Raw genomic sequence first — 13,758 nt, 5'->3', positions numbered from 1 at the left:
ATCAAAGCATCAGATTCATATTATTTTTCTGATTCTCATCTTCCATCTGCTTTTTCTGCATCTGTGTACGATAAGCATCAAGTGTCTGGTTCTTACGAAGTTCTGTGATCTCCTGAGCGATATCCGTATCAGCTATGCTGCTCTCTGCACTAAGAAGATTCTCACGCGCGATTGAGTTGTAGCTTACGTTGTGCTCAAGTCCGTTTGTGACTGCACCTACCTGACCTCTTGCATCATTAACACTCTTAATTGCAGCATCAATTGAATTGACGTCACTAAGATCTACTTTATCAAGACCAAGTGCAGACATCTGTTGACTGCTAAGCTGTTGTCCAATACCCTTCATGAGCTGGGAGCTTGCATTCGCAATGTCACCCTTCTCACCTGCAGAAAGAGTTCCGTTCTGAGCATAAACCGCATTCTCTCTGATGTCCTGAAGATAATCATTGACTCCATCAAGAACGCCATCACGTATATTCATACGTGAGATGTTTTCGGAACCGTTTCTGATGTAGGCTTTGGCAGTTCTTTGCTGAGTCTCCATCTTTTCCTTGATAGCAAGCTCAGCAGCGCCATCAGCAGCAGTAGGTATCTTGTTTCCGCCGGCTATCTTGCCATAGGATGAGTAGTTGCTGTAACTACTGTTACTAATACCACCTATCATAAGCGCTCCTTTCTTCCTCCATGAAACAAGGATAAATCCATTCTTGCGCCGCAGCCATCAATAAGTCCCCACTCATCCGGCTGCTCAGTATCAAAAAAATGATACTTAGGATCCTTCCTGTCCTCTGCCACAATGGGCAGAATAACCTATAGTTAATTAATACAATAACATTTTTACGCGATTTTGTAAACAGTATTATATTTGTGATTTTTATCAAAAATTAGAAGCTTCATTTAGTGACATTTCCTCAAACTGTCTTGAGAAGAGCTGATGGTAATATCCCTTCTTATTCTTCATAAGTTCCTTATGCGTTCCTCTCTCTATTATCTTGCCATCCTTTACAACAAGGATCATGTCTGCATCAACAACAGTTGAAAGTCTGTGTGCGATCATAAATGAAGTTCTTCCCTTGATCACAACTGATATTGCATCCTGAATCGCTTTTTCAGTAACAGTATCGATAGAAGAGGTCGCTTCATCAAGAACAAGGATCCTGGGATCTGCGAGTATAGCTCTTGCAAATGACAATAGCTGCTTTTCACCGGTTGAAAGCGCATCTCCGCCCTCTCCTACATCACTGTCAAGTCCGTCTGGCATTTTCTCTATGATCCCATCAGCTGATACAAGCTTTAAAGCATCCATTATCTGCTCATCTGTTGCATCAGGATTGCCGTATTTGAGGTTATCTCTTACGCTTCCGGAAAACAGATGCGGAGTCTGGAGAACGTAGCCTATATTACTGTGAAGCCACAGCTGTGACCTTTCTCTTGCATCTTTTCCATCTATCAGGACCTGACCGCTTGTAGGCTCATAGAATCTGCAAACGAGATTTACAAGTGTTGATTTTCCCGCACCTGTTTCACCAACGATCGCAACATTTGTGCCCTGCGGAACCTTTAAGTTAAAATGCTCAAGAACATATTCTGTTCCGTCAGGATAATGGAAAGATACATCTTTAAATTCAACATCACCGATAAGCTTCTCCCAGTTTTCTTTCTTTGGATCAAAAGTGCCGCCGTATTTTTCTATAACTTCAACTGAGTCCGCAACATCTGAGGTTGTTTCCATAAGTCTGATAAATCTCTCAATATTTACCTGTATCGCAATAAGGTCTGAAATAGTCACAACTATGTTTTGTATTGGCTCAAGTATTCCAAGCGCATAAGATAGGAAAACAGAGAGCGTTCCTATTTCTATAACGCCATCCATAGTGATCTTGCCGCCTCTCCACAATATAAGAGCCAGTGCGCATGAAGAAAGCATCGTAACAGATGAAGTAAACAGCGCGGAAAAATGCGTAGCATTAACTGCATTTTTTCTGTAGTTCTCCGTGTCCTCTTCAAAATCCGAAGTGATCTTGCCTTCTACAACCAGTGTCTTTATTGCCTTGGCGCCTGTAATTCCCTCGTTGAAGTTACCTGTTATCTTGGAATTTAGTTCTCTTATATGTCTGTTAAGTACAATAAGGTGCTTTTGAAAATACATTACCAAAAAGGCCGCAATAGGAACCAGCATCAGCATATATAGAGCAAGTCTTATGTTTATTGCCATCATGACAGCAAAAACAAATATGATATAACTTCCGTTCCAGATAATGTCCATCATGCGCCATGAGAACATCATGCCAATCTTACCGGTATCACTCATTACTCTTGCGTGAATATATCCTACGTTGTTCTGATTAAAGTATGAAAAAGAAAGCTCCTGCAAATGGTTAAAGGATGCATTTCTAAGGTCCTTGTCTACCGACATCTCGGTTTTTCCAACCAGATATGCACTCGTAAAGTCCATGATCAGCTTAGCGAGCAGCGTAAGGGCATATACAAGCGCGAAAATATGCATTCCCTTGGTCGTACCTTTTGCGATGAAATTATTTATCGCATATCTGTTAAACAAAGGCACGAATGAATCTATCATACTTACCATTGCGCCAAGAATCATCATTGTGATGATCTGTTTTCTGTATGGTCTTACAAAAGGTAAGAGTTTCGGAATTCCAAGAAAGGGAAGCTTTGTCTGTTTATTGTTTGAATCATTTATGCTCATTCTTCTTCTCCTCCCTGAACCTGTATATCGTATATTTTTCTGTATAAACCGTTCTTTTCAAGCAGCTCTGCATGTGTACCGCTTTCAACCACTTTTCCATGACTTAATACAATTATGTTGTCAGCACGCATAAGTGTTGTGATTCTATGAGAAATAATGATGGTTGTTGAGTCCCCTGCATGCTTATTTAATTCTGCTCTTATCTTTGCATCGGTTTCCGTATCAACAGCAGACAGTGAATCGTCAAAGATCATGATCGGCGGATCGCTTACAAGCATCTGAGCAATTGCGGTTCTCTGCTTCTGACCGCCTGACAATGTAACGCCTCTCTCTCCAACAAAGGTCTCATATCCTGCATCAAAACTGCTGATGGTATCATCAAGTGAAGCCATCTTTGCAGCTCTTCTTATATCCTTCATCTCCGGATCCTTACCGGCTATACCGATGTTTTCGGAAAGGGTCCTGGAAAACAGGAATGGCTCCTGCAGAACAAGGCCTATATTTCTTCTTAAGTAAAATCTGTCAATTTCCTTTATATCAACATCGCCGATCTTGATACTGCCGGCTTCATCAGGTAGTTCATATAATCTATCAAGAAGATACATAAGTGTTGATTTTCCAGAACCTGTACCTCCAAGTATTCCCAATGTGCTTCCTGCTTTTATCTTAAAGCTTACATCTTTTAAGATAAGTGACGCATCTTCCTCATAGGAAAAGCTGACATTGCTGAAGGTAATATCTGATTTAAGGTCAGGGCATTTAGGATTTTCTATATCCTTTTCAGGCTCTGAATTCATGATTTCCCTTAATCTGTCTACAGAGACGCCTGCTTTACTCATCTCTGAGATAACTCGTCCAAGCATACGTACAGGCCACGAAATCATGGCATTGTACGAAACAAAAGCTATAAGCTCACCAACTGTCAGCTCTCCTCTTACACAAAATACTGATCCAAATATTACAACAAGCATTCCCTGCATGGACGAAATAAAGTCATTCGATGTCCAGAATGCTGATAAAAGCATCATCAGATGAATCCACATTCTGGTATAGTCTTTGTTTTTGCTTTCAAATCTGCTTCTTTCATAGGATTCACGTCCAAAGGCTCTTACTACTCGTACCCCCGTGAGGTTTTCCTGCGCTATAGCTGATAATTTGCCCTCCTCCTCATCTGCATGTCTGAAGGACTCCCCTATTTTGTTGTGAAAAAACAGGGAATACAGGACAAGAACAGGTATAAAGGCAGCGGAAATAAGTGTAAGCCCGGTATGTATCTGAAACATAAAATACATGCCAAGAACTATCATTATCGCTATCCTGAAAAGTGAAGTCAGCTGTTCCGACAAAAACACCTTTATGGTCTCAACATCAGAAGTGCATCTCTGGATTATGTCACCCGTGTGATGCTCACCATGCCAGGAAAAAGGTAGTTTTAAGATATGCTCAAAGAGTGTATCTCTCATCCTTTTAATAAGTTTCTCTGATGCCATCGAGTTAAAAAGCTTGTTCAGGTATCTAAAGAGGGCGCAAATAAGTGCAATAGCTATAACCACAGCAGCTATTACAAACAAATGACCTCTAAGATATTCCTTTCCTCCTGTATGTGACACTATAAATTCCATATAGAATGGCATTTTCGAAGCAGTATCACCTATAAGGTAGTCCACTGTATACTGAATTATCTTGGGATTTATCATGTCAAGAAATGCAACCGCAAGCGAACATATTATTCCCATGACAAAGAGGAATATACTCCCCTTCATAAAAAACAGTACCATCGAGGAACGATTAGAAAATCTTATGTTATTATTTTTAGTATTCAAAGCTATCATTCCTTTCTATCTTTCTATCTTTTTATCTTATTTTATTTCAGTTGTTATTTGCCCCTGAGCAAATGGGATCCTTATTCTGTAGCAGTCCTTATCCCAGCTCTTTTTAAGTCTCTCATCTGTTATTTTTAGAGTTTCTATCTGTGTTTTATATTCTGTTTCATCCAAATTCTGCGAACTATCAGTCTTTACGGTGATCGTTCCAAGATTTCCTACAGATAGTATGACTTCTCCTTTTTTCGCATCTTCAGTTGTTATTTGTGGTTTCTCATAAGTTATATAATTTAAATAACCCACGATATTTCCCTCATAATGATCATCTATCACTACTCTATCTTGACATAACTTAGCCTTTCTTCTGTAGCTTTTTATATTGTGATCATCAAATGCAGATGCTATTTCCATATCAAGGGATTGTTCTTTTTCATTATAAATAACATTTGATGCTCTATATTTTTCTCCGGGAAGTTCCTCTATCTCGCCTTCATTACCTGCAAATGATGGAACATTATGATATAGAGACCTCATAGTCCATATCTCATAGCGCCTCTCAGAAAAAGTCTTTGCTGTATACGTCTCAACACCCAAGTCGATCAAAAATGGTTTATTGTTTTTATACAAAGTGACAGATCCTACATCATTGTGATTATGGCTATCGTTGTTATCGCCTGCTTTTGCAGCAAGTACATAGTTTTCATTTCTGCTGACCATCAGTCCAACACTTTCATAATAAACATCAGACAGTCCGTTCTTATCATCAGTCTCATATTCCATCATTTTCTTGTGGTTTTGGGCCTGTAACATTCGATACCATAAGTTATGTTCATCTTTTATAAGCTTTTCATCAAAGGTCTGTCTCCTGTAATCCTCTGCTACAAAGCTGCACAAAGAAACATCGCCGCATCTAAGTCCAAATAGAAATTCTCTTGCAGATCTGTTCCCCGCCTTTGCAGCACAGTCGGCAAAATTAATGTAGTATCCGTCTCCAACATAGATTTTTCTTATGTATGAAGCAATGTTCCTTATCTTTTCATCTGAAAATGCTGGTGTATAACGGCCGTAATTTAAATCATCAAGAAGCTCCATTACTCCAAAAAGGCACAACCCTGCATGTGTATAATACTGAGCACCTTCATCACAGCATCCGTCTTCGCCGTAGGATTTAATGAAGTAATCCGTAGATATTACCGCCTGTTTTATCACACTCTCTTTTTCATCAGAAGATAAGAATTCTTCATTTCTTGTAAAGAAGGACAATAAAATATTCTGCGTTATCCATACAGTCCAGTTAATTGCCTCTGTTTCGTCGTCTCCCATCCACCAAAAATGTTCATTAAGATAAGGAATCAGAAGTCTTTCCCTTATTGATCTGTCGATCTGTTTTTCAATATCAGTATTTATTTTTTGGAGTACAGGCCTAAGAATAAACTCGCACAAACTAACTACAGCGCCTGTCTCAGCTGCAAACAGATCAATAACAGGTTTTATAATATCCGGTATGTTTTTCTGCTTGGCATCCCTTATATGTGAATTATGTGCCGGATGACACCAACTGCTCTCTTCCATGATCAGATAAATACCATCCAGGATATCGCTTACAAATTCGCCCTTGTTCTGAACGCATTCAGCCATTGTAAGAGCCGATAATTTTATCCTTCTCATGAAGCATTTGTCTTCATAATTCACCCTGTTACCGTTTATGTATACCTCTCTGTAGTCAGATACAAGGATCTGTGACCAGGGCAATTCTTTCTGCCTTTTTCCCTCTTTTATCAGTTCTTCCTTAAGATCCGTAGGAAAGCTGTCCCAGAATTCTCTGTTATCTATTGAAGGTATATCAAGAATGTTTTTGTAATTATCTTTAATATTTTCACCTATATGATCGATCAACATTTTTCTCTCCCCATTTTTTGCCTTTTAATTCCTATAATTGAAATTGGTGCACCGCTTTTTGATAGCTTCTCCACTGCTTCAAACAGGTCATTGCACGCCTCTTTTGCATGGTACTTCCCGTCACTTTTTTTGAAGTACATATTGTGCGCAACAAAACCATCATCGCTCTTAGAGATGTTTACTGTATGAAGCTTGTTAAAAATATTCTTCTTATCCCAGTAAAATGTGACAATAAACGTGTCAAACTTATCCCCAAAGCTCCTTATCAAGTCTTTATTTCTGCTCGTTATATATTTTGCTTTGTACCCCCTCTTTTTAAAGAATCTGTAAGCATAAAAAGGAGATATCCCGAAGTCGCCTTTAAGTGCAAGACCCTTTTTCTCAAAGTCATCTATAATATTTAATATATTTCTGTCACTGTCTTTTAAATTAAGAAGTGCATTGTAAACAGCTATTATAGTGCATCCTGAGTACTCCATATTGGAATGTTTGCCCGATCCGAGTTTTACTTTGACCCACTCAGCCTGGTTTTCTATGTACTTATCTATGCAAAATATTCTACTGTCGATATTCTTGTCACCATTTTCCCGATAGTGTTCTTTCCTTAGTTTTTTGTTGACATGCCCTGTAAAAAAAGAAATCAGAGTAAACCCCCAAAAAATTATTTTGTTAGGAATAAATAGTGGTGCGCGTTTTATGAAAACTTTAGCATTTTTAATCATATTTCACCTATTTTTTGTAGTATTGATATTTACTTTTTATTATATAAATGATATAATTTTAACAAATATGGGAGATTGTGTTATGAATATTACTGAGTTAACCCCCGGAACAGACATAACCATTTCTACTTTAATAGATAATATGCCTGTATCCTTAAAATCTAAAATTATATCAGTTATGGATGGTGCTGCACTTGTAAGTCCGCTAAAGTATCATGGAATTCCTATTCCTGCCTCAACTCATGGAACTGCAAGTGTCGTTATGTATGGCAACATCAAGAAAGACTTTAATCTGGAATCTGTTGTTCCATTCGAGAACTGGAATGATACCTATTACCTGATCAAAGGTTCTGAGGTTATAAATCAGGCAGACAACAACAGAAAAGCAGAACGTTATGTAGTCAATATTCTTGGTAAGGCTGTTATCAACCACAATCACACCACCAGCGCTATCGTTTATGATATGTCCATTAAAGGAATATCCGTTCTCCTTGGAAAGGGCGCTGTTGCCAATAAGGGCGATCATATCCAGCTGACATTTAAGCCAGAAGGATATCTTAAAAGCATAGATTTAACCCTTTGCGTGGCAAGATTGTTCAAAATTGGAACATTTGATGCTGTTGGCTGCAAAATCCAGTCTATAGACAGTACCATGATGGGTTATATCATAGACCTTAAAGAGCAAAAAGAAGAACAGAGAAAAATAAGATCATCTTCAAACGTTATTGTCCATGATGAATCAGCATCATAATCAGAATATATATAAATGTAAACAAAAGGAGTTGTCATAAGACAACTCCTTTTATCATATTCATCATTAGCCTGCTGCGGCAACCACATCTTCTATGTCTTTTACTTCTGCGTTCTCAGAAACCGGAAGCTCATCTGTCTTCCTGGGAGCTCTCACTCCAAAGCTTCCTTCGTAGCGCTGCTCTTTCAGGATTTTGCGAATAGTCGCCAAATCTTTACTCATGTCCTCACGCCTCTTACATACAACGGTAGGAACACTACTGCTCCCCATCTCAACGATGTATCCGGCGTCATTAAGGATCTTCTGAATCTTCAGCTTATCTGTGGTGCGAATCTCTGCTGGTGTTCTCTCTTCTCTCCCCACTACAAACCTCCTATTAAATACAATTAGCAGTATTTGTGTTTAAGAAACTCTCTACCACAAAATATAGCACAATCCGGTTCTATTTGCAATAATGTGATTATTCTATATTATCAGCATGCCCCATAAATATGGGAGTTTTTGTCTCATTATCAATTATCATGTAAATAAATGGTCTGTCTAATATTACCTGTTTTACATCCGCTTTGCCGGGTCCTGCGCTATTTAAAACCATCCCCGTTACTGCGGCAGCTTTCGTCCCCTCTCTGTTTAATTCAATATGTGTCTTATGTAATATGCTATCAAGAGAAAACTTACCATTCTCTGTTAACATATTAGAGAAATCCGCATCACCTGTAAATACCCTATTTGCGCCCATTTTCCTAAAAGTATCGGATAATTCCATGCTGCAATCAAATGTAAATTCCGGAATTGAGAAAACGACTCTTGTATATTCACAGTTTTTCATAGAATCAACTATTTCCTCTCCCGAAACGTTAGAGATAAAGTCCTGCATTTTGGTGCCTTCTTCGGGAAGAATAGCCGCAAATGAATACCTGTCTCCCTTATATGGATAGATAAACCCGCACCCTCCTGATACTTCAAAGTACTCTCCTGCTTTGCCATTTAGCATAGTCACAGTCTTAGAGCTTCCATCCTCCAAAGTAAACGTACCATTTTCATCTATATCTTCGTCTTCAAATGCCTTATCCCATTTTCCCTCAAAAGACAGGGCATCAACCAATATCATGTTAGATAGTGAAGGAACTGAGTCTATTATCTTATCTATCATTCCATCCGTATTATCATAGACAAATTGGTTTACGTCACTTAATGTCTCATCAGAAAACGGTTCATCGCATAGCTTTGCCCCATATAGATCTTCCATTTTGGTCTTGTAGGTATCTAAGAGAATATCGTCTCCGTTTACCCAGATTCCGTTTGCAAACTTAAGCTTATTTTCAGGATCATCGTTTATTTCCATAAAAGACTTCATTGAAGCATTAAAAGAGTCTATGTCCTCTAAGCCAAAAACGTTCATAAGTTCATCTTTTGTTTCGGACGCTGAACCGTTTAAAACCATTCCGCCGGCCATCATCACAGACAGAGGTGATACAAGGGCATTTTCACTATAATCATTTTTAAGAATAGAAATCGCCAGATTTCCTGCCTGTATAGAAACATCCTGCACCATAGCATTCTCCTTAGAATCTGTGTTTTCTGTTATATCTTCATAGCTGTCCTCGTTATCTTCCAAAGTTTCTGCTTCTTCGGAAGTATCCGTATTTACTTCGTCAATTTCAGACGCCGGAGCACTTCCTCCGCATCCCAAAATATTAACAGTAAGACCTGCCATAAGAGCCAAATTTAATAACTTATATATCGATCTGTTTTTCACGAAATCACTCCCTACAAGGCTTTCCTTTGCCTTCATAAAATCTTTAATACGTTTATACGATAATTTTTATTTTTGGTTAACAAAAGTCAAATTTATACTTTATAAACATAACAGTTTTTCTTTATAAAACCGCCATATTTTGTCAACAAATATATCATAACATATATATATCAGAGATGAAGAACATCTTCTGAACCCCAAAAAACTTTTTTCATACAACATGGCTGTATGACTCCCCATCATACAGCCACCTCCCAAAAAAATCAGCTGCCATGATGGCAGCTTTTCTTTATTTCTATCCCATTCCTATGAAACTATCGCTTAAGCATATTATTTATTGATGGTATAAGCTTTTACAAAAAAGTCCTTATCCTTTTGTTTAACAAGATACTTTCCTGACTCATCGATTAAAAAGCAGTGTCCTGAGGCTTCATAATGCGTATGGATAGCACCCAGATCATGTTTCCATTCATCATAGTTAACTTCACCTGTCACATCCATAGCCTTTTCATAAATAAGCTTCTGAGGAGCTCCTGGCTTTATCATTACAATAAATCTGTCCCCCTTATTAAGGTCGATCGCTTCATCAAGCTTAAACGTATGGTATCCGCCTGTTAAAGCACCTATGGACATAGTAAGCTTAGGTTCTCCCAGCACCTGAAGGAGCAAATAATCATTGTCCGTATTTATATTCTTTGGAACAACATATATATCTAACAGAAAATCAGAATTTGTTTTACTGATAAACATCCCTACTGCAGAAAGCTTCTCATCTCCTTGTGCCTTGTAAAGAGCACCGTAAGATGCGCAGTTATCCTCATAGGCATATACTACATTTTTATTATCAACAATTGCATCTGTTGTGTGAGTCATAAAACCGGCGTACTGATAGTTATTATCATAGTAGTCATCATCGCCCTCCATCGCACAGTCGTACGCTACCACATTATTATTGTTTAATATACTGTCATAGTAAGAGATATAAAAATAACCCTTTATTCCTCTCCCGGTTCCCCAACTGTTTTTGCATATATATGCACCATCGCCTTCAGGTCTTGTGACAAAATTTTCTGCCTTATAGCTGTCATCCCAACCAACTATCAAAACTTCGTGATCTGCGACATTTGTTCCTCCATATTTCTTGTAGTCAAAAAGAGATGAAAAGTGGTTGGTAAAATAGTTGTTGTCAGCGCAGATACTGCATGTAGCTCCGCCATGTTCCATTATCATCCGCTTTATTATGTCCTGATTCTTGATTGTTCCCGGAACTTCATATACCCCTTGTACATGGCACAACGGATCCTCGTATGCTTTCCCCGGCTTTTCACTATTGTCAGTGTAGATAGCGGTTTGTCCTTTTATTATATTAAATGAGTTCTCTTCTGTGTCCTTAACAGGGCCTTTCCATGCGGTAAATAAAGAAATAGCATAGTCAGTCACTCCACCCACGCTTAAATAGCTTGTGCCGTAGTTTCCGATCCACTCATCGCTTTCCCCGTCATAAACAAATTCTCTGTAGTCATTATCAATCCCGCGTGTGTATGACTTTTCCGCCTTGTTCATATTATAAAAACCTGCATGCTTTTCAGACAGATTTAAATCATCTGCCTGCAGATCATCATTATGCTTTAAAAGATCGCACTCAATCGCGCCCAAAGAGGAATATAACCAGCAAAGAGATGTGTATCCCTGATTTTTTACAGAGGTCACATATTCCCTATCATCATAATTTAGCGAAAAATATGATTCAGGAAGTTCCTCTTTAGCATCTTTAGGATAATCGTCTTTTTGCCTGTTTGAAGCATCAAGCAGATTTTCCTCCTCATCATCAATAAGAAGTGCCTCTTCAATTTTTATCTCATTTAATTTTCTCTCAAACGCAGCATCAGGGATTATTCCACTAAAAGCTGCTGCATTAAGTGATAGAATAATCCCTGCGCTATATAAACAAGCCATCATTTAAATCGTTCCTTAAAACAAGTTATAGTAGATATCCTTATTTTAATTTAAAGTTCTTAACAATTCCATCAAGAATTCCTGCTATGTCTTCCTGTTTGCTAGACATGTCACTTACATTCTCAACGACATCTGCCGCTGTGTTGATGGAATCTGTAATATCAGAACTGTGTGATGCAGTTTCCTGAGTAGATTCTGCAATATTCTGGATTGCATTGTTTACTTCGTTCATGGCATTTCTGATATTCTCAACCATCTGAGCAATCTGATCTGACTGTGAACCAAACTGTTTAGCATCATCGCCATACTGCTGTGCCACATGTACAAAGTTCTCATAATCCGGAGCTGCAGTATCGTTTACAAAGTTCAGGAGTTCCTGTGAACTGTCTGTTATTGTCTTAAATGCATCCTGAACGCCATCAATCGTTGTCTGTATCTGCTGAACTGCTTCTGCTGTATCATTTGCCAGATTGTTGATCTCAGAAGCAACAACAGCAAATCCCTTACCATGTTCACCTGCTCTTGCAGCCTCGATAGAAGCATTAAGTGACAGGAGGTTGATCTGATCTGCAATTTCTGCGATCGACTGAGCCATTCCGCTAATCTCTTCAACAATCTTAGCTTTTTCGGAAGCTTCGCTGAGCTCCAGGCTTCTTTCTTTTGCAATGTTGATTGCATTGTCATAAGCCTTCTGGCTGCTCTCTTCGATTTCCTGAGCTCTCTTCATGATATTCTTGGTTGCTGCAAGACTTTCTTCACTGACATCTGCAAGACTCTGAACCGATGTATTTACTTCTTCAACAGATGCACTAACTTCCTCAGTTGCAGCGCCCGATGACATCATTGCATCATTAACGCCGGACATATTGCTCTGGATCTTTTCAAACTGACTGGTAAGTTCGTTAGCCATTGATGAAAGTGAGCTGCTGGCAGAACTTATATGTTCAGACTCATCCGAAATCTGACTGATAACATTTCTGTTGCTCTCATACATGTTGTTAAGTGAATCACTCATCTGTCCGAGTTCATCACCGGATTTTGCAAAGAGCTTAGATACTGTAAAGTCACCGCTTGCAAGTGATCCCGCAAATTTCTTAACGTTTGCAAGGTTTTTAGCAATAGAGCTTACAAGGATAAGAACAACGATTGAGCTTACTACAATAGCGATAACCAGGATGGTGATCATAAGAATTGTAAGCCTATTCATCTCCTCATCAAGCTCTGACTGATTCATTCTGATAATTAGTTTCCAGTTAACTTCAGGAACTGTTCCATAAGAAGCAATTATTCCTTCTCCGTCTTCAAGATATCTGATAGATCCGTTATCCTGTGAAAGGATCACAGAAGAAACTGATGCAAGGGAAGTATTATCATCATTTGCTATATTAACGCCGTCTGCTACTTTAGCTTCATCTTTTGTATAGAGATATGTTCCTGATGATGTAACCATCATAGCTGATCCGGTTTTTCCAACAGTTATCGCAGAGGTAATTTCAGAAATCGTATCAAGAACTATATCAACTGTTACACAGCCAATATACTCATCTTGAGCATTGTAAATAGGTGCAGAGCACGTAGACATTATTGTTCCCGATGTCGGATCGTAATATGGATCTGTGATGGCACTTGTTCCTTTGGCCATTGCCTTTGCATTAGTATAGTATTCCTGAGAAAAATAGTCGTACTCGGCATTACTGTAATCCCATGTTTCAACTATGTTTCCCCCATCTTTGTACCAGTAAGGTCCCGTGTACTGTTCATTTTCATCAAAAGCATAGGGTTCAAACCATATACCGCAGCCGGAGATCATGTCGTTATCAAGCTGAGCATTACTAAATATTTCCTTATATTCTTCCATGTTGGAAGTCTTATAAGTGCCGCCAACAGATCTTGATAAAACAACTGCAGTATTTCGAATTACATCCAGATAACTGTCAATTGTGTTGATATTAGAAGCTGTGATAGCAGCATTTCTCTCAGTTGTCTGTTCCTGAATAATACTCCTGCTGTTTGTCATGCTCACATAGGTCATAAGTATCATAGCAATAGTAATAACAGGAATTATGCCTATTAACATTTTTGTCATGATGCTCATTTTCTTAAACATATCAATTCCCCTTCCTTATAGAAAACTTTTA

At 38.5% G+C, this 13,758-nt stretch carries 11 protein-coding genes; 1 reads left to right on the top strand and 10 read right to left on the bottom strand.

The features are described 5' to 3' along the window. Window position 1: 1 nt before the first annotated feature. The 6 genes from T543_RS03475 to T543_RS03455 all read right to left on the bottom strand — a co-directional run bounded on the left by T543_RS03475 (window position 2) and on the right by T543_RS03455 (window position 7,154). Window positions 2–664: a flagellin gene (locus T543_RS03475; RefSeq protein ID WP_035765924.1), complete on the bottom strand. Its 663-nt coding sequence runs from the start codon at window positions 662–664 to the stop codon at window positions 2–4. Beyond that, window positions 661–795 carry a hypothetical protein gene (locus tag T543_RS16375; protein WP_255347209.1) on the bottom strand — a complete coding sequence of 45 codons (135 nt, stop codon included), beginning with the start codon at window positions 793–795 and terminating at the stop codon, window positions 661–663. The genes T543_RS03475 and T543_RS16375 overlap by 4 nt, the downstream gene beginning before the upstream one ends. Window positions 796–877: 82 nt before the next feature. After that, the gene (locus T543_RS03470) at window positions 878–2,710 is read right to left on the bottom strand and encodes an ABC transporter ATP-binding protein (RefSeq protein ID WP_035765923.1); all 1,833 of its coding nucleotides are present in this window, start codon (window positions 2,708–2,710) and stop codon (window positions 878–880) included. Continuing rightward, a complete protein-coding gene (locus tag T543_RS03465) occupies window positions 2,707–4,473 on the bottom strand; it encodes an ABC transporter ATP-binding protein (protein ID WP_242839461.1) in 1,767 nt (588 codons plus the stop codon). The genes T543_RS03470 and T543_RS03465 overlap by 4 nt, the downstream gene beginning before the upstream one ends. Window positions 4,474–4,569: 96 nt before the next feature. Further along, window positions 4,570–6,432 (bottom strand): heparinase II/III domain-containing protein, encoded by a 1,863-nt coding sequence (locus tag T543_RS03460; protein ID WP_051638505.1) that lies wholly within the window; start codon window positions 6,430–6,432, stop codon window positions 4,570–4,572. Beyond that, the gene (locus T543_RS03455; protein WP_035765922.1) at window positions 6,426–7,154 is read right to left on the bottom strand and encodes a hypothetical protein; all 729 of its coding nucleotides are present in this window, start codon (window positions 7,152–7,154) and stop codon (window positions 6,426–6,428) included. The genes T543_RS03460 and T543_RS03455 overlap by 7 nt, the downstream gene beginning before the upstream one ends. An 82-nt stretch (window positions 7,155–7,236) precedes the next feature. Between T543_RS03455 and T543_RS03450 the strand changes: the two genes are divergently transcribed. Next, complete coding sequence (locus T543_RS03450; protein WP_035765921.1) at window positions 7,237–7,905, top strand: PilZ domain-containing protein; 669 nt, start codon at window positions 7,237–7,239, stop codon at window positions 7,903–7,905. Window positions 7,906–7,971: 66 nt separating this feature from the next. On the opposite strand, the gene T543_RS03445 is transcribed toward T543_RS03450, so the two are convergent. From T543_RS03445 to T543_RS03430, 4 genes are all read right to left on the bottom strand, one after another. Then, window positions 7,972–8,268, bottom strand: a complete 297-nt coding sequence (locus tag T543_RS03445; RefSeq protein ID WP_035765920.1) for a hypothetical protein — start codon at window positions 8,266–8,268, stop codon at window positions 7,972–7,974. A gap of 97 nt (window positions 8,269–8,365) precedes the next feature. After that, complete coding sequence (locus tag T543_RS03440; protein WP_197023923.1) at window positions 8,366–9,664, bottom strand: serpin family protein; 1,299 nt, start codon at window positions 9,662–9,664, stop codon at window positions 8,366–8,368. A gap of 330 nt (window positions 9,665–9,994) precedes the next feature. Next, window positions 9,995–11,623 (bottom strand): C1 family peptidase, encoded by a 1,629-nt coding sequence (locus T543_RS03435; RefSeq protein WP_035765918.1) that lies wholly within the window; start codon window positions 11,621–11,623, stop codon window positions 9,995–9,997. 37 nt (window positions 11,624–11,660) lie between these two features. Next, window positions 11,661–13,727, bottom strand: coding sequence for a methyl-accepting chemotaxis protein (locus T543_RS03430; protein ID WP_035765917.1), 2,067 nt, complete (start codon window positions 13,725–13,727; stop codon window positions 11,661–11,663). Window positions 13,728–13,758 lie beyond the last annotated feature (31 nt).

The sequence above is a fragment of the Butyrivibrio sp. NC2002 genome (assembly GCF_000702265.1).
GTDB lineage: Bacteria > Bacillota > Clostridia > Lachnospirales > Lachnospiraceae > Butyrivibrio.
This window is presented reverse-complemented; position numbering and strand designations above follow the sequence as displayed.

What these genes read in the sequence shown, in the direction of transcription:
- T543_RS03475 (WP_035765924.1), bottom strand. Translation starts at nt 664, where the DNA reads ATGATAGGTGGTATTAGTAACAGTAGTTACAGCAACTACTCATCCTAT.
- T543_RS03470 (WP_035765923.1), bottom strand. Translation starts at nt 2,710, where the DNA reads ATGAGCATAAATGATTCAAACAATAAACAGACAAAGCTTCCCTTTCTT.
- T543_RS03465 (WP_242839461.1), bottom strand. Translation starts at nt 4,473, where the DNA reads ATGAAGGGGAGTATATTCCTCTTTGTCATGGGAATAATATGTTCGCTT.
- T543_RS03460 (WP_051638505.1), bottom strand. Translation starts at nt 6,432, where the DNA reads ATGTTGATCGATCATATAGGTGAAAATATTAAAGATAATTACAAAAAC.
- T543_RS03455 (WP_035765922.1), bottom strand. Translation starts at nt 7,154, where the DNA reads ATGATTAAAAATGCTAAAGTTTTCATAAAACGCGCACCACTATTTATT.
- T543_RS03450 (WP_035765921.1), top strand. Translation starts at nt 7,237, where the DNA reads ATGAATATTACTGAGTTAACCCCCGGAACAGACATAACCATTTCTACT.
- T543_RS03435 (WP_035765918.1), bottom strand. Translation starts at nt 11,623, where the DNA reads ATGATGGCTTGTTTATATAGCGCAGGGATTATTCTATCACTTAATGCA.
- T543_RS03430 (WP_035765917.1), bottom strand. Translation starts at nt 13,727, where the DNA reads ATGTTTAAGAAAATGAGCATCATGACAAAAATGTTAATAGGCATAATT.